The following is a 21,133-nucleotide window of genomic DNA, read 5'->3' as shown; positions in this document are numbered from 1 at the left end:
TACCATGGAAAATAACGCAAAAAATGAGTGGAGTCGCAGGACTTTTTTACAACGGTCAGGGGCCGTCATGGCCCTGGGAAGCATGGGTGGCTTTCCCCATACCGGGTTTGCCGGTGCATCAATCAAACCAAACATGAATAAAAAAATCAAAATCACACATACCGATTCTAATTTTGAAAGGGAACCCTTATTTCCTTATCGGTTTAAAGGAAGTGCCATTACGGAAGCCTGGCAAACGGTGGCCTTGATGAAAGCCGAAAGTGGCAGGCATAAAATTGGTATCGGCACACAGGGCACTTTATGGTCCGATAAGGCGGTGTTTCAATCCCATTCCACTACAGCCGGTAATGCCCTGATGTATGCCATGACAGAAAGAGCCTTGCAAATCATTAAAGGTACTCACTTTGTCGATCCGGTAACCCTGTTGGAAGATATTTTGCCGGAAGTTTATGCCTATGGCATAAAAATTACCGGAAACCCGGATCTTAAAAAGACCTTTGCCTTAAATGCCCTGGTACCTGTAGACAATGCCGCCTGGTTGTTATTCGGAGAGGAGAATGGCTTGCAGACCTTTGATGAGATGATACCGGAGGCCTACCGTCCGGGACTTTCTCATAAGCACGATAAAGTGGCCAGTATTCCTTCGTTCAGCGTGGGGGCATCGATTAATGACATAAAGGATGCCGCGGACAAAGGTCATTTCATTATGAAATTGAAAACGGGCTCTCCGGGTACCCAGAGGGAAATGCTGGAAAAGGACATAGAATTTTTGACAGCAGTTCACAAGACCCTGGGAAATCGGGAGACTTCCTATACCAAAAATGGGAAAATCCCGTACTATTTTGATGTGAACGAGCGGTATGAGAAAAAGGAAACCCTGGAGCGGTTTCTGGACCATGCCAAAAAAATCGGAGCTTTCGATCAGATTGCGGTCATTGAGGAACCGTTTGGTGAAGCCAATGAAACCTTTGTCGGGGACCTGGGGGTCCGCATTGCAGCTGATGAGAGCGCCCACACGGTAGAGGATGCATTGACTCGGATAGAGCAAGGATACGGTGCAATAGCCGTGAAGGCCATTGCTAAAACCATGAGCATGACCATGAAAATAGCGCAGGCGGCTTACGAACGAAAGGTACCCTGTTTTTGTGCAGACTTAACGGTAAATCCCATTTTGGTAGACTGGAATAAAAACGTGGCTGCGCGGTTAGCCCCTTTTCCGGATATGAATATTGGATTGCAGGAAACGAATGGCCACCAATATTACAAAAACTGGGATGAAATGCTAAGTTACCACCCCATGTCTGAGGCAGCCTGGGTCCATACCCGGGAGGGGGTTTATCCCACCGGTGAGGAATTTTATCAAAAAAGTGGCGGTATTCTCGCCAATAGCCCTCATTATGAAAGTTTCGTTGAAAGCTAATCGAAAAGGCAACAGCTCTGGTCAATGGTAACCTATCGTTAATAAATTATTAATGGAACGACTTTTAATTTATTTATAACCGAACCTATATTTTTTAGAACAATATTCGAAATCCGGAAAATTTTACGAAAAAAACCAATCAATATTTTTTAATTTCTTTCACTTAGTTTACATTTGAAAAAATGTATTTTATATATACAAATATGCATGTTAAAAAAATACCATTTTTCAAGTCTGTTTGTTTCAATCCCGATTGGACTTGATTGTTTTTTTGGATTTAAATTGACAACATTAATTGGTATCAGGTGAAAATATTATTGGTAGACGATGACCCTATCGTCATTTTATTGCAAAAAAAGCTGATGGAAAAAGCAGGGATTACCCATCAGGTTGATTCATTTAATAACGGGGAGGATGCGCTGCAGTTTTTAGCTAAAAATGGTTCCTCAGAAGAACCGTATTTGATGTTTCTGGATATAAATATGCCAGGTTTATCCGGTTGGGATGTACTGGACACCCTTAATGAAATGAATGTTCCCAAAGACCTGAAAGTAATTATCATTACCTCATCCATAGAAGCGGCTGATAAAAAGCATGCAGAAAGTTACCGGAAAATTGTAGATTTCTGGGTAAAGCCCTTTAGTATTCAGGATTTTATTCAACTCAAAGAAAAATTTAACCTTTGAGCCTTTAATTGTTCGGGTTTCGGGCTCTGATTTATTTTTAGCGCGAATATTTTCCTATTATTGTTGTTTCATCAGAGTAATACGTATGAAACGATCGCGTCAATTTATCCTTTCCAGCTTATTTCTTATTTTTTGTTCTTTTGGGCAGGATTTGTTTGCCCAAGAGAAATTTCCCACCGCCGATGGATATAAGGGCATCTGGTTTACCTTGGGGCAGTTTTCCGATTTTGGAGACAAGTATTCAGGTGGTCTGGGAACCTATACCGCCAAACACGTCCCCCTGGCCATCCATGCCCCGGAAGTCAACCGAACCTTTTTTGTCTATGGGGGAACCCGATCTCCGGAAGAAAAGCATTTGTTGTGCATGATAGGGGTTTTTGATCATGAAACAGGGATGGTGTCGAAGCCAGTAGTGGTCCATGATAAAGAGGGAGTGGATGACCCTCATGACAACCCCAGCCTGGCCATTGATGAGCAAGGGTATATCTGGGTTTTTGTAAGTGGTAGGGGTAGAAGAAGGATGGGGTATAAATACCGGAGCAGCGAACCCTACCGTGTCGATTCCTTTGACTTGATTAGTGAGGAGGAAATGACCTACCCACAACCGAAATTTATACCGGGGAAGGGTTTTTTGAATTTGTTCACCAAATACACCGGCGTTCGGGAGTTATACATGGAAACAAGTCCCGATGGCTTGGAATGGAGCCCTGATCAAAAGGTAGTAGCTATCAAACGTAACGGAGACCCGAACAGCGGTCATTATCAGGTGTCCGGGCAGCAAGGAAATAAAATCGGTTTTTTTTGCAATTGGCATCCCAATGGAAATGTGGATTTACGAACCAATTTGTATTATTTCCAAACCACTGATTTTGGACAAACATGGACCGATAGTGAGGGGAATGAAGTGGAAATTCCGGTCTTAAATTTAACCTCTTCGGGGTTGGTGAGGGAATACTTTAGTCAAAAACGAAATGTATATCTGAAGGATGTGAATTTCGATGCGGATGGGAATCCAATTGGTTTGTATGTGGAAGGAATCGGACATCAGCCCGGCCCGGAAAACGGTCCCAGATCCTGGCATGTGGTGCATTGGGATGGTAACAGTTGGCAAGACCACCTGATTACTCAGTCGGATCAAAATTACGATATGGGGAGCCTCTGGGTCGAAGAAAATGAATGGACGGTAATAGGCCCGACGGCCAATCGTCCGCAAGCTTGGGGTGCTGGTGGAGAAGTGCAGCTATGGAAAAGTAATGACCAGGGTAAAACCTGGGAAATGAGTCGGCAGTTGACAAAGGGGAGTAAACGAAACCATAACTACATCCGCAGAGTCGTGAATGGTTCGGATCCTTTCTATTATTTCTGGGCAGATGGTGACCCGAATGAATTCAGTCAAAGCCGACTGTATTTTGGAGATAGCGATGGCAATGTGTGGAAACTCCCGTATGAAATGGAAGAAGATTGGGTAAAGCCCAAGAGGTGGAAAAATAATTTGTTTAGCAGGTGGTTTTCCCGGTAACTGAAGGCTTTCCTTTTATCTATTTGGGTTATTTAGGGCTAAGCTTTTAGAAACGGCACATTTAGAACTAAGTGACGAAAGTGTCGATCGAATTGAGGCATTTATTCTCGATGGTTTCGTTGCGATGATTGAAAATCACCGCAGCGGGTTGGGATGGAAATTGTTTATGCAGGCACCAGAAGTGAACAGGGGGCTGGAAAAGCTTGGATTTTCCATTGATCCTGAAAATTAAGATTTATCAGAAAAAAAAACAACCAAATAACAGCTAAGGAAGTAATAGATTGGTATATTCAGCGAAATAATAGTTTACTACCGTGACACTAAAAGCGCAACCAACTTTTCTGGCCACTGTTTTGACCTGCCTGCTCTTTCTGGTGGTCGCTTTTCAATTTCCCACTGGGTTAAAGGATTGGCTTGAAGATTTCTCTTCCTTAACGCTGTACTATTTCGGAAACTTCTATTTGTATCTGGGGCTATTTATGGTCCTGGTACTGTTGGGCATCGCCCTTTCTCCCTGGGGAAAAAAGACCTTGGGAGAGGGTCCGGTAACCTATGGTTGGTTTTCTTGGGTAGCCATGCTTTACAGTACCGGCATGGGAGCAGGGCTGATGCTGCGGGCCGTGCAGGAGCCCACTTTCTATTATACCCAGCCTCCGCGGAGTTCGAACTGGGCGGCCGATATCTTTGCTTTGGAGTATACCTTTTTTCATTGGGGCCTGACACCTTGGGCGTTTTATGGGATGTTTGGATTGATCATTGGCTACCTGGTATACGGCCGGTCCCGTAAGATGCTTAGTTCTTCCATTTTGAATGAGCGATACCAGCGGTCCTGGCTGATCGTTCCGATAGACGTGATCACCATTCTCAGCACCTTATTTGGAGTGGTTGGGGCGGTTGGGCTGGGAAGTCGGCAGCTACTGGCTGGCTTTAGTCAGCTCTTTATGCAAGTAGAAATGAGTTATTCCAATAATGCCTATGTCGTTCTTTTTCTGGGGTCCCTGGCCACGATTTCAGCCTTTTCCGGACTAAGTAAAGGGATACGAAACGTATCTCGTTTTAACATCGCCACCGCCTTGTTTTTAGTTTTAGTCACCTTGTTAGCCGGAAATACCGGACAAATGGCAGGTAATTTTATACAGGCACTGGTTGCTTATATGTACGATTTTTTTCCGATGAGTCTGAACATGGGTAAGATGGAAGTACCGGATACCTTTTTGATGGATTGGACCTTCTTTTATTGGGCGTTCTGGCTATCATGGGCTCCTTTTACAGGCGTGTTTATCGCAAGAATTTCGCAGGGAAGAAGCTTTCGGGAATTTATCTTAGGCGTATTATTGGTTCCAACCCTTGGAACGTTCATATGGTTTGCGGTATTCGGAACAGAAGCCTTTGTGCTTATCGGAAGCCCGGAATCCTATCAGGGACAGTTTGATTCCCTGTACGGATCCATATTTGTTTTTTTTGACAAACTTCCTTTGGGAAGCTTGCTTAAACCATTGTCCTTGCTCTTGGTTTTCACCTTTTTGATTACTTCCATCGATTCGGCGATTTATGTCTTGGGCATGTTTGCCGATAATGGTAACAGGGACCCACAAAAACGAAACTTGCTCGTATGGGGATTGATATTGGTCCTTTTCACCGTTGCCACGCTTTTTATCGGAAAGGAACGATTGCTGGAATCAATAAGTCAATTATTAATAGTAATGGCTTTGCCTTTTAGTTGGATTTACCTGCTGATGATCGGGTCTTTTCTTTATTCATTATATAGTAGGAGATAGTCATGAGCTGCAAGAAACGAATTGGTAATCATACGCTTAACCTGACCTTCCTGGTGATGTGGTCGTTGGCATGCTCTGCTTCCAAAAATGCTGAAACATTGGCTTCGCTGGATGGCGTAAAACACCGGGGTGTTTGTTGGGTGGCCAGTCCCAATCCTCTTGAAGGTGGAGAATTGCTGGCCTTGACAGCTATCGGGGCCAGTCATATTTCTCAGACCCCCTTTGGTTGGCAATCACAGGTACAGGATCCGGAATTGCGTTGGGAGGCCCACACGGACAAAATGTGGTGGGGAGAAAGTTTGAATGGCTTAAAGGCAACCCTCGATTCGGCAAGGGCTCTGGGCCTGAGTAGCATGCTAAAGCCTCATCTCTGGGTGCGCGGTTCCTGGCCTGGTGAAATTTCAATGAAGAGTGAAGCCGACTGGCAAACCTGGTTTCGGAATTATAAAGCCTTTATCTTGTATTATGCCCATTTTGCCGAAGAAAATGGTATGCCGCTGCTTTGCGTAGGGACAGAGCTGGAAAAAACCAGTCATCGGGAAGCCGACTGGAGGGGGATCATCAAAGCCGTAAGGGAAGTATATTCGGGAAAACTGACCTATGCGGCTAACTTTACCGAATACGAAAAGGTGGCCTTTTGGGATGACTTGGATTACATCGGGGTTCAGGCCTATTTCCCGCTGGCTATGGGAGCAGAACCAGGCTTGACTCGGTTGAACAAGGGTTGGCAAAATGTAGTACCAACCCTGGAAAAGGTCAGCCGGGAATTTCAAAAACCGATTTTGTTTACCGAATTGGGGTATTGCGATACGCACGATGCTGCACAGGAACCCTGGTTATGGCCCAATCAGCGCAAAGAAGTCCCCATCTCCCAGGAAATGCAGGCACGATGCTACCAGGCCTTTTTTGAGGCGGTATGGGACAAACCCTGGTTTCAAGGCGTGTATTTCTGGAAATGGTACCCAAAGTCGCGAGAGCGGGTTCCTGACTTTACCCCCCAAAATAAATTGGCTCAGGGGGTGATGAAGACTTTTTTCTTAGGAAATGGAACCCAAGGAAAAGAAAATAGGTAACGAATCCTTTGAATACCAATCACTTCCATTCACCTTTCTGAATTTTTACCAGTGGAGCCGTTTTTCGGTTAAGGTATCCGTGGATACCAGCCGTTACCAGCAATACCCCGGCTAAAATAGCTGCTAACAGGCCGATGAAGGCAGACTGTTCCCACTGATTGACAGCAATGGCAGCAAACCCCCAGGTGCCGACCAGGGCGGCTTCCCGCATATTTCTATAAAGGGTAAGCAATACGTAAATGCCTGTGGCGATTAACAATACGATTGCCGCCCAGACCACTTCTCCATCCGGGCTAGCCAAAAATTCAAGGCTTTTTAAAGCAATGGAGGCATTCAGGACGGTAGCCAAAATCACCCATCCGCTGTATATAGTAATAGGCCACCAAATCCAGAAAACGGTGCGTAAGGGAGCATCTCCTAATTCAAGATCAAGCTTGATCACCAGGCGCATTAAAGAAAATAACAGACAGCCGATGATAAGCAGGGAAAGCCAAAGGTACCCGGAGGTCCAGGCCAAAATCCAAAGCACATTGCTCAGGTTGGCAATGAAAAACCAAATCCCTGCCGGAAGAAGGGAGCTTGAATCGCTATCTGACAAATAGCCGTACCACTGGAAGCCTAGAAAGCCCAGCCATCCCAGGTAAATTAAACCCCAAATAGAAAACGCGTAGCCGGAAGGCGTCAGCAGGGTCTGGTAATAGGAACTGATTTCCCCGACCGAATTACCGAAATAATCTCCGGCTCCTCCCAGGTAATTGAACAACAGTACGATAACAAAACTAACGGTATTTAGCAGCAGTAATGGTAATGGTTTCATGTTAACAGGCGTTTAATGATAAGGATCGTGTCAATTTCGTTCCCAAAGTAATGCCGATTTTTTTATCGCTCTATAGGTTCTTTTGCGTAAAAGGGGAAGACTTTTACCGTAATAGGCAGCCATTAGTAACACCCCAATACTTCCGCAAAATAAGGTAAGCGGAGCTCCGATCCAATCTGTGGCCAAACCGATCAAGAAACTTCCCAGGGATAAGGAACCCATAAAGAGCATGATATAAAAGCTCAACACCCGACCTCTTTTTTCCTCCGGTACAATGGTTTGAAGTAAGGTGTTGGAGCCGGTGAATATGATCACTCTTCCCAGACCCGTGGTCAGCAGGGCTAGCAAAGATAACCATAGTAAGGTACTAAAGGAAAAAACTGCCAGGCCAAGGGCAAAAACAAGGGTACCCAGAAGGATCAATTTGTCCAGGCCAAGGGCATTGGTTTTAGATCCCATGAAAAAGGCACCGATCAGGCTGCCTACGCCCACTGCGCTTGTCATATACCCAAAAATGACCGCATCACCCTGAAACACCTCGGCCGCAACGACGGGCAATACCACCATATACGATACGCCCAAAAGGGTCACTCCCGCGACAAAGAGAATGATAAAGCGAATGTATTTGGTGGATATGGAGTAAGCGGCTCCTTCCAGGAAGGAATTTTTGAAATTTTTATTCGGCACTTTTTTAGCACTGGGCTGGTAGCGGATGCCAGCAAAAAAGCCAACCACCGAAAAGCTGGCCAACGCATAAATCAAAAAACAATATCCCTCTCCAATAACCGGAATCAGCATTCCGGCCAGCGCCGGACCGAGGATCCGGGCGGTATTAAAAAGAGAGGAATTTAACGCGATGGCACTCGTCAGGTTGTTTTTATCTTCTACCAAATCATTAACAAAGGCATGCCTGGAGGGCATTTCCAGGCCGCTGACCATTCCGAAAAGGAGTTCCAACCCTAATAACAGCTCGAAATTAATGCGGTCGAAAATGGTTAAAAGAGCCAGAGCGGAAGCATTGATAGCAATGATGGATTGGCAGATCATCAGCAGGCGATGCTTGTTATACCGGTCAGCCAATACTCCAGCGACTGTGGAAAATAAAAAGGCGGCAATTTCCCTGGAAAAAGACACCAACCCCAAAAGCAATGCAGAGCCGGTAATCCGGTAGACTAGCCAACCCACTGCCACTTGTTTCATCATGTTTCCCAGGTTGGAAAAGGCCTGACCGGTAAAGAAAAAGCGATAATTTTTAGAAGACAGTGACTTAAAAATCAACATAGTAATTCCCCGTACAATCGTTCCCTTTTATTCGTTCCGGTGGTTGAATGATCGCTCAAAAGTACGCTTATTTTGCCAAAATGTCAGTGCGGAACGGTTTTTACCTGCTGGAAATATGGCCTTGTTGACTCAGAAAAGATTCCCACTTGGAAAACGTGTTTTCTTTCATCACCCTGGGAAATTTGGTCTGTCCTCCTTTCTTTTTTTGCTTTTCATTGTAATCGACAAAAGCAGCAGCCGGAATAATTTCTACTTCTATGGATTTCAATGCCTTGCTGCGGGCTACCTTGTAGTTTTTGTTATTTTCCTGCAGGAATTGGTCCAGGAATTCCTTTACTTCCTCTCTATTGCCTTCCCCGGTTTCCTTTCCCAAATACCAACGATGCAGGTATTCCCCGTTTTCCTGAACGGCACTGACCGTATATTCCGGGATGGTAAGGTTGAATTGGTCCTGTAGGGCTTCCATGGCCTTATCCATTTGATGAACGCTGAGTTGGCTGCCGACTACATTGAGAAAAAACTTTGTCCTGCCCGTAATTTTAATCTCGGCATTCTCTTTATTGGTAAACGATATGGTATCGCCAATCATGTATCGCCAGGCACCGGCAACCGTAGAAATAACCAATATATAATCCTGGTTTTCTTCAACCTGATCGATGGTTAACGATGGAGCATCCGGATGGACACTGCCTGACTCGTCCATGTTTTCCGGTTTAAACGGTACAAATTCGAAAAAGACCCCATTGTCCAACACCAGGGCCATCGCATCGGTGTCGGGTCTTTTTTGAAACGCAAGAAACCCTTCCGATGCCAGGTAGGTATCGATGTAGACCAGCGGATGCGCCAGGTTTTTTTCAAAACTTTTCCGGTGGGGTTCAAACGCAACGCCTCCCGGAGTGTAAACTTCCAGGTGTGGCCAGATGTCATGGATGGTATCCACCTTATGATAGGCAATTACCCGCTTCATCATCAATTCAATCCAGGATGGAATTCCGGAAATACTCCCTATGTCCCATTCCCCGGCCTTTTCTGCAATTTTTTCAATGCGTTCGTCCCAATCCTCAATGGCTGAGATTTCAGGTCCGGGCTTATAGAAATTGTTGAACCAGAAAGGTATCTGGCTGGCACTAATTCCGCTAATTTCACCTTCCAAAAACCCATCGTTCTTCTTTAATTCTGTAGAGCTACCCAACATCATGATCTGTCGCTCAAAAAAGTCAGCAGGTAAATTGTAATGAGACAAACTTACGATTTGCTGAACACCTGTTTTCCGAATGGCATCCAACATATCATCCGTCACAGGGATGTACTTACTATTGCTGGTGGTACCGGAGCTTACTGCAAAAAATCGATTTATACCCGGCCAGGTAATGTCTTTATGCCCTTCCCTTATCTTATGCCACCAGTCCTGATAGATTTTATCATAATCATGATAGGGTACTTTAGCCTGAAATTTATCGATGGGATTCTCCTCCTTCAGTATCTGATCAAATCCATGGTAGATGCCAAAAGAAGTTTCGTTTGCCTTTTCTAGTAATTCCTGCAATACTTTGGTTTGCTTTTCCAAAGGGCTGGCATCTGTATTCAGTTTTTCTCCTATAGCAATTGCTTTTTTTATCAATTCACCGATTACTGGCATATTCTCTTAGCTAATGATTATCAAAATTTCTATAAAAAATGGTTGCACAATTATCAGACCAGAAACCCAGACGACCCGATTTCAGCCTGGTTGGTGGAATTTCACATTAAAAATTGTATGCTTGAAAATTTTTACCTACTTTAAACTTAACAATCTACCAGTTACCGATGATACATTTGATAAAACACCAATACAAAAACAGTCCCGTACCGATCATGCTGGTGACATTGCTGGCAGCAGTACTCTTTCCCATAGTGGTGCACTTAGGTCCCCCCGTTCAGGGCATCCCTTTAGGTGCTATTTTGCTTCCGATGTTTTATGTCCCCTTGCTTGCCTTCATTTTAATTGATAAGGTTCCGGCTCTCGTAGCAGCAGCCCTTTCACCGCTGCTTAATTTTCTGATTTCCGGAAACGAGCAATGGTCGCTGGTGATTCTTTTATCGCTGGAATTAATGGTATTTACCCTCGTTATCAGCTATCTGTTTTCAAAAAAGGTTCCTTTTTGGGCAGTAGTACCAGGGATTCTCTTAGCTAAAGTCGCAGGTGCGGGACTTATTCTGGGATTCGGTTTATTGCCACTGCCTCCTGTAAGTTATTTTATCCAATCCTTATATAACGGCCTTCCAGGGATCTTGATCCTCCTGTTGCTAAGTTACCTGTTTATGGAAAAAGCGAAAAAGGAGCATATGCTGTAAATTTTTATTCACGATAACTAGAAAGAGCACTAATGACTCAAAAGCTGGAGATTACTTTTGATGCGATCAGCGAAGCACTGCATGCTTTTGATTTCCCTGAAATAGACATGGTGTTGGGAATCGGAAGAGGGGGAACCTCTCCTGCCTGCATGATCGCTCATCAGCTGGGCGCAGCGTTAAAAATTGTCAGGATAAGTTATCGAAACGATGACAACGAACCCATTTACGAATCACCGGAGACGCTTACTGATTTCGATTGGGATTTTTTTAGCCATAACCGCATACTCATTGTAGATGACGTGTCAGTTACCGGAAAAACACTGGCCACCGTAAAAGACAAGCTTTCCGGACATGAGGTGTACACTTTTGTTTTAAAAGGGGTGGCCGATTTCGTATTATTTCCCAAAGTAAAATCCTGTGTGGCATGGCCTTGGAAAGACGCGAACAGTGGATGAGTAGACTAACCCTAGCTTGCTTTATTTTGGGGACGTTTTTTTTCCGAATGCCCTTGCAGGCACAGGATTCGGACTCTCTGAGCGTGGCGCTGGACCAGGTAGTGGTGACTGGTACCAGGGCCGCCCGGGCCGCCTCTGAGGTTTCCGCCAGTATTACCATTATTGATAAGAAGCAGTTGAATCAATCCGCCCATGTCAACGTACTGCCTTCACTCGTACAGCATGTTCCGGGACTCATGCTTAATGATCGATCAATATTGGGATACGGAGTAGGTCCGGGATCGGGAGGGAATATCTCTATCCGAGGCATAAGTGGCTCTCCCAACAATCGTATTTTGGTTTTAATTGATGGACAACCGCAATACATGGGGATATTCAGCCACCCCATTGCCGATTCCTATCATTCCACGGATATTGAACGGGTAGAGGTGATTCGGGGAGCCGCATCGATCCTCTATGGAAGCAATGCCATGGGCGGAGCCATCAATTTAATTACCACCAAAACAGCCGAACCAGGTTGGTCCGGAAAGGTAAGTGCTGCTGCAGGCTCATTTGGTACCCACAACCTTTCCGGGAAAGTAGAATATCAATCTGCAAACTGGGAATCCGTTCTTTCTTTAAACCGGAGCAAAACGGAGGGGTACCGAAAAGATGCGGCAGATGGTTTCGAAAACACGGCTGTTTTTTACAAACTTAGCCACCAGATTGATTCCAATTTGAAACTATCAGGGGATTTTCAATTATCCGATGCCACTTACGAGCACCCGGGGACCTTGGAAGTTCCTTTGTTTGATGATAAAAGAACCTATTTTAGAGGTCGGGCAGCACTGGGCCTTACCAACGAGGGGGATAAGGTCTCCGGGGCCACGTTGTTTTTTCACAATTTTGGAGAACATCAATTTACGACCGGATTTGAATCCAGTGATTTTAATCAGGGAATTGCTGCCTACCAAAATATAAAACTTGTTCCCGGCCAGACCATCACCCTGGGAATCGATTTTAACCGGTTTGGAGGGGAGGCAAGTAACGAAAACCTTCCGCCTCCTGCGTCAGTTGGATTGAATGCATCCCAGCAGGTGCATCAAACGGAGGTTTACATGCAATGGCAGCAAACCCTTTGGGAAAAACTTCACCTGAATATCGGTGTTCGGGAGGTCTATAATTCTCAATTTGGCTGGACGACCGTTCCCGGTTTCGGGCTATCTTTCGAAATGGATGCGCAAAAAGTATTCAAGTTCTCCTCTTCAAAGGCTTTCAGAAGCCCCTCTGTGGTGGATTTATTTTTATTCCCGCCATCCAATATAGAACTGCAACCTGAATCCATGTGGAACCATGAGCTAGGATTCCTTCGCAGGTCTCCTGATGGTCTCTGGGACCTGGAGCTGGTAGTATATTATGCCAAAGGGGATAACCTCATCCAAGTGGATCCGGCCCAGACTCCCCCCAGAAATAGAAACACCGGTGCCTTCCGAAATAAAGGACTCGAAGCTCAAATCAATTACAGACCGGATGCCTTTCCTGGATTAATTTTCAGTTATAATTTTGCAGATGTCTCTGAAAATGTGTTGTTTGCACCTGAGCACTACCTGAAGCTTCAGATGGATGCCCAATTCGGGAAGTTGCGGGTGATGCCCTTTGCCCAGCAGGTTTTTGGGCTGAACAATTCAATGGCAGGGGAGGCCCAACCGGTGGATTACACCTTGCTGAATGTGCAGGTAAACTACCAGATATTGAACAATCTAAAATCTCATATTCAGGCGAATAATCTGCTTGACAGTGAATACCAGCTAGAAAACGGGTACCCCATGCCGGGAATTAACTTCTCCGCTGGTGTCAATTTTCAATTTTAATCAAGAAAACCATGAAATACGAAAATGAAAGGCGTTCCTTCCTGAAATCCCTGGCGGGTTTGACTGCTGGAATCATGTTGCCCGTCCCTTTTTCCGGATTGCAAGGCGGAACTTCCAGTCCCGGATCAAAAGCAGTTTATGCAAGGGATAAATGGGGAGAATTGCTTCCCCAGCGAAAATTTGGAAATACGGGAGAAGCGGTCACCATGTTGGGGCTGGGAGGAGCCCATATCGCCCGAATGCCTGAAACAGAAGCCGAAAAAACCATCGAACGCGCCATCGAAGGAGGGATCCGTTTTTTTGATAATGCCGAGTCCTACGGAAATGGACGAGGAGAAGAAAGGTATGGCAAATACCTAAGCCCCAAATACAGGGATGAGGCTTTTATCCAAAGCAAATCCACGGCGAGAGATGGGAAGACTGCCCAGGCTCACCTGGAAGGAACCCTCCGGCGTATGAAAACGGATTACCTGGACCTATGGTTGATCCACGCGGTTACCAGCCCATCGGATGTGGATGGCAGGTTGGCCAATGGGGTGCTGGATGTGGTTCAGCAGGCCCGCGATAGTGGAAAAGTTCGGTACGTTGGTTTTTCGGGGCATTCCGATTTCAATGCTCACCTGCGGATGCTGGAGCGTACGGACCTACTTCAGGCCTGCCAGATGCCGGTAAATGCCTTTGACCCTAATTACAAGAGCTTTATTACCAACGTCATGCCAAAATTGGTCGAGAAAAAAATGGCTCCCATGGCCATGAAAACCCTGGCGAATGGTGGTTTTTTTGGCGGAACTTCACATTTCAATCATGGCGATAAGCCTAAAATCATTCCCAATGCCCTCACGGTAGAGGAAGCGGTGCATTTTTCATGGTCCCTACCGATCAGTGTGCTGATCACCGGAGCGGACGATGCGGATATGCTTTCCGAAAAAATCGATTACGCTAAAAGGTTCCGATCTTTTGATGCTGCCAAAAGAAACCAGTTGGTAGAAAAAGTGGCCGGATTTGATGGACGATCGGTAGAATATTACAAAGTATGATTCATCTGCGGATCAATTAGTGAGAAACAGCTGTTTCCCTTTTTTGCAGTTTCCAGAGGGAAGCCAGCGTTAGCCCGGATATGATGTGCCAGATTCCCCACCAGCCGGCAATGATGGACATGCCTCCCAGTCCCTCAAAATAGTTGAAAATCAGCACCAGGGCCAGTCCGGAATTCTGTATACCGGTTTCAATGGTCAGCGTTTTGGTTTCCGCCAACTTCAGCCCCGCGATTTTGGCCAGAGAGAAGCCTGACAAGAGCGCCAAGAGATTGTGCACGAGCACCAATCCAAAAATAAGTCCGATTACCTTGGTAAACAGACTAAAATTGCTGTAAAATGCAACGATAACGATCGTAATAAAGACCATTATGCTGAGTGGCTTTAGTAAACCCGCCAGTTTACGAGCCATGGATGGCTTTCGGTGATGAACATATATTCCCAGGGCCAGGGGGATTCCTAAAATCAAAGCCACCGTCTCGAAAACTTCGAAATAATCGAGCTGAATGCTGGTAAGCAGCGTGGAAGCCGGTTTGTACCAACCTGACCACAAGGCAAAATTCAGAGGGGTCAGCACAATGGAGGAAATGGTAGCAAATGCGGTAAGACTGACCGATAGCGCACTGTTTCCCCTGGCATGATGGGTCATGAAATTGGAAATATTTCCACCGGGACAGGCCGCTACTAGAAACATGCCTAAGGCAACACTAGGAATAGGCCTAACCAGCAGGATGAACAGCCAGGTAAAAAAAGGAAGTACCAAAAACTGGGCCAGGATACCCAAAAAAAACGGCTTGGGACGAGCCCAGATTCGTCTGAAATCCTGAAGGTCGATATCCAGCGCCACGCCAAACATAATCACTGCCAGGGAAACATTCATCAGAAACAAGGAATCCCCATCAAAGTGTATTTGCAGCTGATCTAATTCTTCCATATAGCCAATAAAAAAGTCAAAAATAGTATAAATCAACAAGAAAAGAGCGGTTTTCTTTATTTCAAAGTTTTTACAAGTAATCAAATGCAAAATTTCAATGATAAGTTTAATTTTTATAAATTTGACCATTGAAAATTTCGATGGGATTGTATAAACACCTTCTTCAGCTAATTTTGATTTGTTCCAGTGGGTTCGAATCAGCTTAGTTTAGGCAAGGTTTACAGTTTCTATTAATCTTTTAAACCTTAGATTAGACAAGTAACATTATGGAAAAAATCAAAGTAGGTATCAATGGATTCGGTAGGATTGGAAGACTTGTTTTCCGTGCCGCTCAGGAAAGAGATGATGTACAAATCGTAGGCATCAATGACCTAATTGGTGTAGACTACATGGCCTACATGCTTAAATATGATTCCACCCACGGTCGATTTGAGGGTGATGTGGAAGTAAAAGACGGGAAACTGGTGGTAAATGGAAATGCTATCCGTGTGTCATCCGAGAAAAACCCTGCCGATCTGAAATGGTCTGATATCGGTGCTGAAATAATCGTGGAGTCTACCGGTTTATTCCTGACAAAAGAAACCGCCAAAGGTCATATAGACGCAGGGGCTAAGAAAGTCGTGATGTCTGCTCCATCCAAAGACGATACCCCTATGTTTGTTATGGGAGTAAATGAATCTTCTTATACTTCGGACATGGTATATGTATCCAATGCTTCTTGTACGACCAACTGTCTGGCTCCCCTTGCGAAAGTGGTCAATGACAACTGGGGTATTGAAGAAGGACTGATGACGACGGTTCATGCAACTACCGCTACCCAAAAGACAGTAGATGGTCCTTCCATGAAAGATTGGAGAGGCGGAAGAGGCGCAGGTCAAAATATCATTCCTTCTTCCACGGGAGCCGCCAAGGCAGTAGGTAAGGTAATTCCAGAATTGAACGGCAAATTGACCGGAATGGCATTTAGAGTTCCCACGCCAGATGTATCGGTGGTAGATCTTACCGTTAGATTGGTTAAAGGAGCCAGTTACGAAGAAATTTGTGCTAAAATGAAAGAAGCTTCGGAAGGAGACTTAAAAGGGATTTTGGGTTATACCGAAGATGCCGTGGTATCCAATGATTTTATCGGTGATGCCCGGACCTCCATATTCGATGCCGGTGCCGGTATTCAATTGAGCGATAAATTTGTTAAGCTGGTCGCCTGGTATGACAACGAATGGGGTTATTCCAACAAAGTAGTAGATCTGGTTCAGTACATTTCTAAAAAATAACGGATTCGGGATTTCCGAAACATGATTTTTGATAGGGTTGGATTTAGGTTCAACCCTATTTTTTTAACTTTAATCGCTTAGTTCAGGTCTTCCAGCAATTTCAAGGCCTCGCGGTGTAAAATTGGGGCCGTTTCCGGTCCCAGGGAATTGACTTCTCCATAGGGAGCGGAATCCCTGCCATAAGTAAAGGGGGCTTCTTCGTCCCATTGGCTTTTTGGAATGATATAGCCGATCATATCATTGGCCATCCCACTGAAAAAACGATATTTACCGGGCATTTGACTACGGATAGCCGGAACTTCCACCGGGTCAATGGCATAGTCCGCACCTTCTGGCGATTCAACTCCTCCATTGGCAATTTCTGGATACAACTCTCCGGGAATATGGATGAAGGAAGCCGGTCCCAGAGTCCAGGCATTGATTTCCGAACGAACATGTCCCCATTTAATAAAGCCCCTGTCAAAAACGCCGACAAAGGCCGCCAAACGGAATAGCTTATTACTCATTGGCAACGCCACTGTTTTAGCCCGCAGCGAGAGGCTGCCTTCCCAGATGCTATCCCCACTTGCTTGAAGGGTTTCGAAACTTATCTTTGCCAATGCCAGGCCCTGTGCCTCAATCTTCTCCACCCCGGCTTCGGAATGGACTTTTCCCGTGAAAGGATGTGTGATGGCATCACCCGGCCGGGTAGTCATCAATCCTCCCAGGGCTCCATTCATAAAGATAGCCACACCTCCCTGCCCTTCGTGGATGACTTCATTTTCATGAACGATGCCTTCTTCCATGTAATGCCTCCAGTAATGCGGAAAATCCGAGCTGATCAGCGTGTTTTTGGACCAGAGTGTTTCCGGGTGATTTCCCCAATTTAAGAGCGTTCCCAAAGTTTCATTCGTTTCCCGGTCACATACCTGCATCAGTCGAACGGCGGCATCCAATACAACCGGTTCCCGGCTATCGCCCACCAACGGCAATGCATCACTTTCATTGACAGCAAATTTGATCTTTGCCGGTCGGCTATTTTCCATGGCGGTTAAAACGGATGTTTCGATTCCATCAAAAACACGCTGTTGGTATTCCTTATTGACGCCTCTGGTAAAAGGCCCCGGTCCCCACATGCCCATCATATCGGGTGAAGAATGAACATGGGTGCTCGCAATGATGAGGTGATCCAGGTCTGTTTTTTCCAAAATTCGTTTCCTCAATGTTAGCACCTCATCGTTACCAAAACCAATCATGTCAATGATACAAAGCCCCAATTTGAATTTTCCGTCCCCCAGTACCATACTTCTGGCCCATAGGGGGTCATTTATGCCAGAAGCGGGTTTGTTTTGATGAAAACCGGCCACCCAAATGGGGTCAAATTCTCCGTTTTGGTTAAGATCTTGAAAACGGTCTCCGTCCGCTTCCTGATAGCGGGCATCTCCATTGGCGTCTTCCCAGGTATCAAATCCAACCGGGCTGATATCTACCTTTGCAAAGCCTGCCTGCAAGGGTCCCGGGTGCTGGTTTTCCAAAAACAGGTCTATCGAATAGCCGGAATGACGGTCCCGAAACTGATAGGTACCATAACCAAGGACGAGGACCATTATTAATGCCAGGACTGCCAGCGTGACTTTTATCCAGGTTTTCATTTTTTTAGGGATTTAGTAGAGATACCGGGTATGGGAATTATGGGCTATGCAAATAGGATTTAACAAAAATAAAGGCTGGCATTTAAGTAATATGGGAAAGTAGCACAGGTGTAATTTTTGGGTGACTGTTTTCTTTTTTCGGATCAATTAGGTAATATCGAAGCGTAAATTAATTAATAATTTTGTTAAATCCTGAATATGAAATATTTTCTCTATTTGTTGGTGGGTAATTTTCTCCTAGTGCTGATTTCCTGCGAATCCCGGCAAGCTACCGAACCGGTGCGACCCAATATCCTGTTTATTTTTAGCGATGATCATGCCACGCATGCCATAAAAGCCTACGGTCCAAAGGCAAATAACCCGGAACTAGTCGATTTTCTTCAAACCCCAAACCTGGATAGAATAGCAAATGAAGGAGTATTGTTTACCAATGCTTTTTGTACCAATTCTATTTGCGGTCCCAGCAGGGCGGTAATTTTGACCGGAAAACACAGCCATTTTAATGGGATGCTGAACAACGATACCACCTTTAATGCAGCCCAACAGACCTTTCCGAAACTTCTTCAGCGTTCCGGTTACCAGACCGCCTGGATAGGGAAGTGGCACTTGTTGTCCGATCCTACGGGCTTTGACCATTGGTCGGTATTGACCCGGGGAAATGGGCAGGGTTCTTATTACAATCCGATCTTTACGGAAGCCGCAGGACAGCAAGAGGAAACGGGCTATACGGCCACCCTGATTACCGATAAAGCCATCGATTTTCTGGAAAAACAAACCGGAAAGGACAAGCCGTTTTTTCTGGCCTATTCCCATAAAACCCCTCATCGGGAATGGGTACCGGCCCCGGAGGAATACGATCTTTACAAAGACGTGGATCTACCCTTGCCTTCTAATTTTTACGATGAATACGAAAACCGGACCAGTGCTACCCGCGAACAGGAAATGGAGATCGCCGCCGATATGAACGAGCGGGACCTAAAGTTGATTTACCCGGATTATATGAATGAGGAACAGCTGGCCAAATTTGAAGCTGCCTATGGACCGGAAAACGAGGCATTCAGAGAAGCCAACCTTTCCGGTAAGGAATTGACCGAATGGAAATACCAACGGTACCTGAAAGATTATCTGCGGTCGGTAGCCAGTATGGATAAGGAAATAGGAAGGGTGTTGGATTACCTGGAGGAGTCGGGCCTGGCGGAAAACACCATTGTGATTTACAGTTCGGACCAAGGTTTTTACCTAGGGGATCATGGCTGGTACGACAAGCGCTGGATGTACGAAGAGTCCTTGCGCATGCCCTTACTTGTAAAATGGCCGGGAGTGACCCCTGCCGGTGAACGGGTAGCCCATTTGGTTCAGAACCTGGATTTTGCACAGACCATTCTGGAAATGGCTGAAAGCCCCATCCCCGGGGACATGCAGGGCCGTAGCCTGGTGCCCCTGTTGCAAAACCCGGAAGGTGTGAAATCCTGGAGGGAATACATTTACTATCATTATTATGCCTATCCTGATTGGCATATGGTACGGCAACATTACGGCATTCGCACCGATCGATACAAACTAATCCACTATTATACGATTGATGAATGGGAGTTTTTTGACCTAAAGAATGACCCTAATGAAATGAAAAGCCAGTATGGAGATCCGGAATATCAGGAACTTGTTAATTCAATGAAGGAACAGTTGCAGGAGGCCAGAATTCATTATGGGGATACCGTTAATTTGCAACCAACATCCAAATACCACCGATAATGATGAATAGAAGGAATTTTATCCGCTCATCGGCAGCCTGCAGCGCCCTGTTGGCTACCGGTCCGGCCTGGATTGGTAAGCCAGCTAATAAAACCCCAGTACGGATTACCGAAGGGCCTTCCGGCCACTGGTTTGGCTATTACGATAAGTGGCAAGTGGATCCATCTGGGCGCTATGCGTTGGGTTGCCGGGTGGGCTTGGAAGGCAGGTCTCCGTTGCGGACGGACAAACTAGAGATTGGATTGATTGACCTGGAAAACGGTAATCGATGGAGGAAAATTGGTGAAACCCATGCCTGGGGCTGGCAACAGTCCTGCATGCTGCAATGGATACCGGGTTCCTCGCATGAGCTGATATGGAATGACCGGCAAAACGACAGCTATGTGAGCCGTATTTACCATATTCAAACCGGGCAAACCCGAACCTTACCGGAGCCTGTTTATACGCTGGCCCCAGATGGATCCTTTGCTATTGGAACAGCCTTTAACAGAATTCAGAACTTGAGACCAGGTTATGGCTATGCGGGTATTCCCGATCCTTACCAGTCTATTAAAGCTCCTGATGAGATAGGCTTGTATACCATGGATTTGAAAACCGGGAGTACCACTTCTTTGTTAAGTTTAGCCGATTTGGCAGCAATTCCTCATTTGGGAAAGAATGTTTCTGACAATTGGCATTGGTTCAATCACTTGCTGGTGAGTCCCGATAGTGAACGGCTGCTGTTTCTTCACCGCTGGCGACCCGAAATCCTGGACAATCAAATCATGGCTAGAACCGGCTTTGTCACCCGAATGATTACAGTCAATACAAGGGGTAAGGACCTATATGTAGCGGATCCATCCGGGAATTCCTCCCATTTTGTTTGGAGGGACCCAAACCATATTTTCGTCTGGACTCGTCCCGTGGGTAAGCAAGCAGGATTTTGGTTGCTTAAAGACAAGACGGAAGAGATGGAGCTGATAGGAGAGGAGGCCATGGGTAGAAACGGGCACAATACTTACGTTCCGCATACCAATGAGGAATGGGTCCTAAACGATACTTATCCGGATAAAGAAAGGATGATAACCCTTTACCTGTACCACATTCCCACTAATAAAAAGGTCATTTTAGGGAAATTTCATTCTCCGGAGCGTTTCGTGGAGGAATGGCGTTGTGATTTGCACCCACGTTGCGACCAGCAGGGAAGGAGGGTGTTTTTCGATTCCACCCACGAAGGCAGCCGGCAAATGTATTACCTGGACATTGCGGATATTGTGGGCACTTAATCGTTTATTGGTTCCTTTTTCCAATTCCCTCCA

General features: G+C 45.6%; 17 protein-coding genes. 12 read left to right on the top strand and 5 right to left on the bottom strand.

Translation table 11 applies throughout. From position 1 onward, the window contains the following. Positions 1 to 4: 4 nt before the first annotated feature. The 5 genes from GJS45_RS02680 (at position 5) to GJS45_RS02660 (ending at position 6,476) form a co-directional block, all read left to right on the top strand. The gene (locus tag GJS45_RS02680) at positions 5 to 1,420 is read left to right on the top strand and encodes an enolase C-terminal domain-like protein (protein ID WP_162339885.1); all 1,416 of its coding nucleotides are present in this window, start codon (positions 5 to 7) and stop codon (positions 1,418 to 1,420) included. A 305-nt stretch (positions 1,421 to 1,725) separates the two neighbouring features. Beyond that, positions 1,726 to 2,106: a response regulator gene (locus tag GJS45_RS02675; RefSeq protein WP_162339884.1), complete on the top strand. Its 381-nt coding sequence runs from the start codon at positions 1,726 to 1,728 to the stop codon at positions 2,104 to 2,106. 85 nt (positions 2,107 to 2,191) lie between these two features. Further along, complete coding sequence (locus tag GJS45_RS02670; protein WP_162339883.1) at positions 2,192 to 3,625, top strand: BNR-4 repeat-containing protein; 1,434 nt, start codon at positions 2,192 to 2,194, stop codon at positions 3,623 to 3,625. A gap of 314 nt (positions 3,626 to 3,939) precedes the next feature. Next, a complete protein-coding gene (locus tag GJS45_RS02665; RefSeq protein WP_162339882.1) occupies positions 3,940 to 5,403 on the top strand; it encodes a BCCT family transporter in 1,464 nt (487 codons plus the stop codon). A 2-nt stretch (positions 5,404 to 5,405) separates the two neighbouring features. Continuing rightward, on the top strand, positions 5,406 to 6,476 hold the full coding sequence (locus GJS45_RS02660) for a glycoside hydrolase family 113 (RefSeq protein WP_235954557.1): 1,071 nt from the start codon (positions 5,406 to 5,408) through the stop codon (positions 6,474 to 6,476). 19 nt (positions 6,477 to 6,495) lie between these two features. On the opposite strand, the gene GJS45_RS02655 is transcribed toward GJS45_RS02660, so the two are convergent. The 3 genes from GJS45_RS02655 to GJS45_RS02645 all read right to left on the bottom strand — a co-directional run bounded on the left by GJS45_RS02655 (position 6,496) and on the right by GJS45_RS02645 (position 10,213). Continuing rightward, positions 6,496 to 7,293: a hypothetical protein gene (locus GJS45_RS02655; RefSeq protein ID WP_162339881.1), complete on the bottom strand. Its 798-nt coding sequence runs from the start codon at positions 7,291 to 7,293 to the stop codon at positions 6,496 to 6,498. Positions 7,294 to 7,323: 30 nt separating this feature from the next. Then, a complete protein-coding gene (locus GJS45_RS02650) occupies positions 7,324 to 8,574 on the bottom strand; it encodes an MFS transporter (RefSeq protein ID WP_162339880.1) in 1,251 nt (416 codons plus the stop codon). Positions 8,575 to 8,674: 100 nt separating this feature from the next. Beyond that, positions 8,675 to 10,213, bottom strand: coding sequence for a GH3 family domain-containing protein (locus GJS45_RS02645; protein ID WP_162339879.1), 1,539 nt, complete (start codon positions 10,211 to 10,213; stop codon positions 8,675 to 8,677). Between the two features lie 167 nt (positions 10,214 to 10,380). Between GJS45_RS02645 and GJS45_RS02640 the strand changes: the two genes are divergently transcribed. From GJS45_RS02640 to GJS45_RS02625, 4 genes are read left to right on the top strand one after another with little or no spacing between them, the layout of a single operon-like run. Then, positions 10,381 to 10,908, top strand: a complete 528-nt coding sequence (locus GJS45_RS02640; protein WP_162339878.1) for a hypothetical protein — start codon at positions 10,381 to 10,383, stop codon at positions 10,906 to 10,908. Between the two features lie 32 nt (positions 10,909 to 10,940). Then, positions 10,941 to 11,363, top strand: coding sequence for a phosphoribosyltransferase (locus GJS45_RS02635; protein WP_162339877.1), 423 nt, complete (start codon positions 10,941 to 10,943; stop codon positions 11,361 to 11,363). Further along, entirely contained in the window at positions 11,333 to 13,213 is a 1,881-nt protein-coding gene (locus tag GJS45_RS02630; RefSeq protein ID WP_235954555.1) for a TonB-dependent receptor plug domain-containing protein, read from the top strand. Before GJS45_RS02635 ends, GJS45_RS02630 begins: the two co-directional genes overlap by 31 nt. Positions 13,214 to 13,224: 11 nt before the next feature. Next, positions 13,225 to 14,250, top strand: a complete 1,026-nt coding sequence (locus GJS45_RS02625; RefSeq protein WP_162339876.1) for an aldo/keto reductase — start codon at positions 13,225 to 13,227, stop codon at positions 14,248 to 14,250. Between the two features lie 16 nt (positions 14,251 to 14,266). Here GJS45_RS02625 and GJS45_RS02620 read toward each other — a convergent pair whose 3' ends face one another. Then, positions 14,267 to 15,220, bottom strand: coding sequence for a bile acid:sodium symporter family protein (locus tag GJS45_RS02620; RefSeq protein ID WP_317165065.1), 954 nt, complete (start codon positions 15,218 to 15,220; stop codon positions 14,267 to 14,269). Positions 15,221 to 15,447: 227 nt separating this feature from the next. On the opposite strand from GJS45_RS02620, the gene gap reads away from it, so the two are divergent. Continuing rightward, positions 15,448 to 16,452 (top strand): type I glyceraldehyde-3-phosphate dehydrogenase, encoded by a 1,005-nt coding sequence (gap, locus tag GJS45_RS02615; protein ID WP_162339875.1) that lies wholly within the window; start codon positions 15,448 to 15,450, stop codon positions 16,450 to 16,452. Between the two features lie 77 nt (positions 16,453 to 16,529). Here gap and GJS45_RS02610 read toward each other — a convergent pair whose 3' ends face one another. Then, positions 16,530 to 18,083, bottom strand: a complete 1,554-nt coding sequence (locus tag GJS45_RS02610; RefSeq protein ID WP_162339874.1) for a hypothetical protein — start codon at positions 18,081 to 18,083, stop codon at positions 16,530 to 16,532. 198 nt (positions 18,084 to 18,281) lie between these two features. On the opposite strand from GJS45_RS02610, the gene GJS45_RS02605 reads away from it, so the two are divergent. Together GJS45_RS02605 and GJS45_RS02600 are read left to right on the top strand one after the other, a co-directional pair. Then, positions 18,282 to 19,835 carry a sulfatase family protein gene (locus tag GJS45_RS02605; protein WP_162339873.1) on the top strand — a complete coding sequence of 518 codons (1,554 nt, stop codon included), beginning with the start codon at positions 18,282 to 18,284 and terminating at the stop codon, positions 19,833 to 19,835. After that, positions 19,835 to 21,100, top strand: a complete 1,266-nt coding sequence (locus GJS45_RS02600) for a twin-arginine translocation signal domain-containing protein (protein ID WP_235954554.1) — start codon at positions 19,835 to 19,837, stop codon at positions 21,098 to 21,100. The genes GJS45_RS02605 and GJS45_RS02600 overlap by 1 nt, the downstream gene beginning before the upstream one ends. The last annotated feature ends 33 nt before the right edge of the window (positions 21,101 to 21,133 follow it).

Origin of the sequence: Cyclobacterium salsum (genome assembly GCF_010119245.1) — a bacterium.
Classification (GTDB): domain Bacteria; phylum Bacteroidota; class Bacteroidia; order Cytophagales; family Cyclobacteriaceae; genus Cyclobacterium; species Cyclobacterium salsum.
Note: the sequence above shows the minus strand (reverse complement) of the source record. Positions and strands in the feature narration are given on the sequence as shown.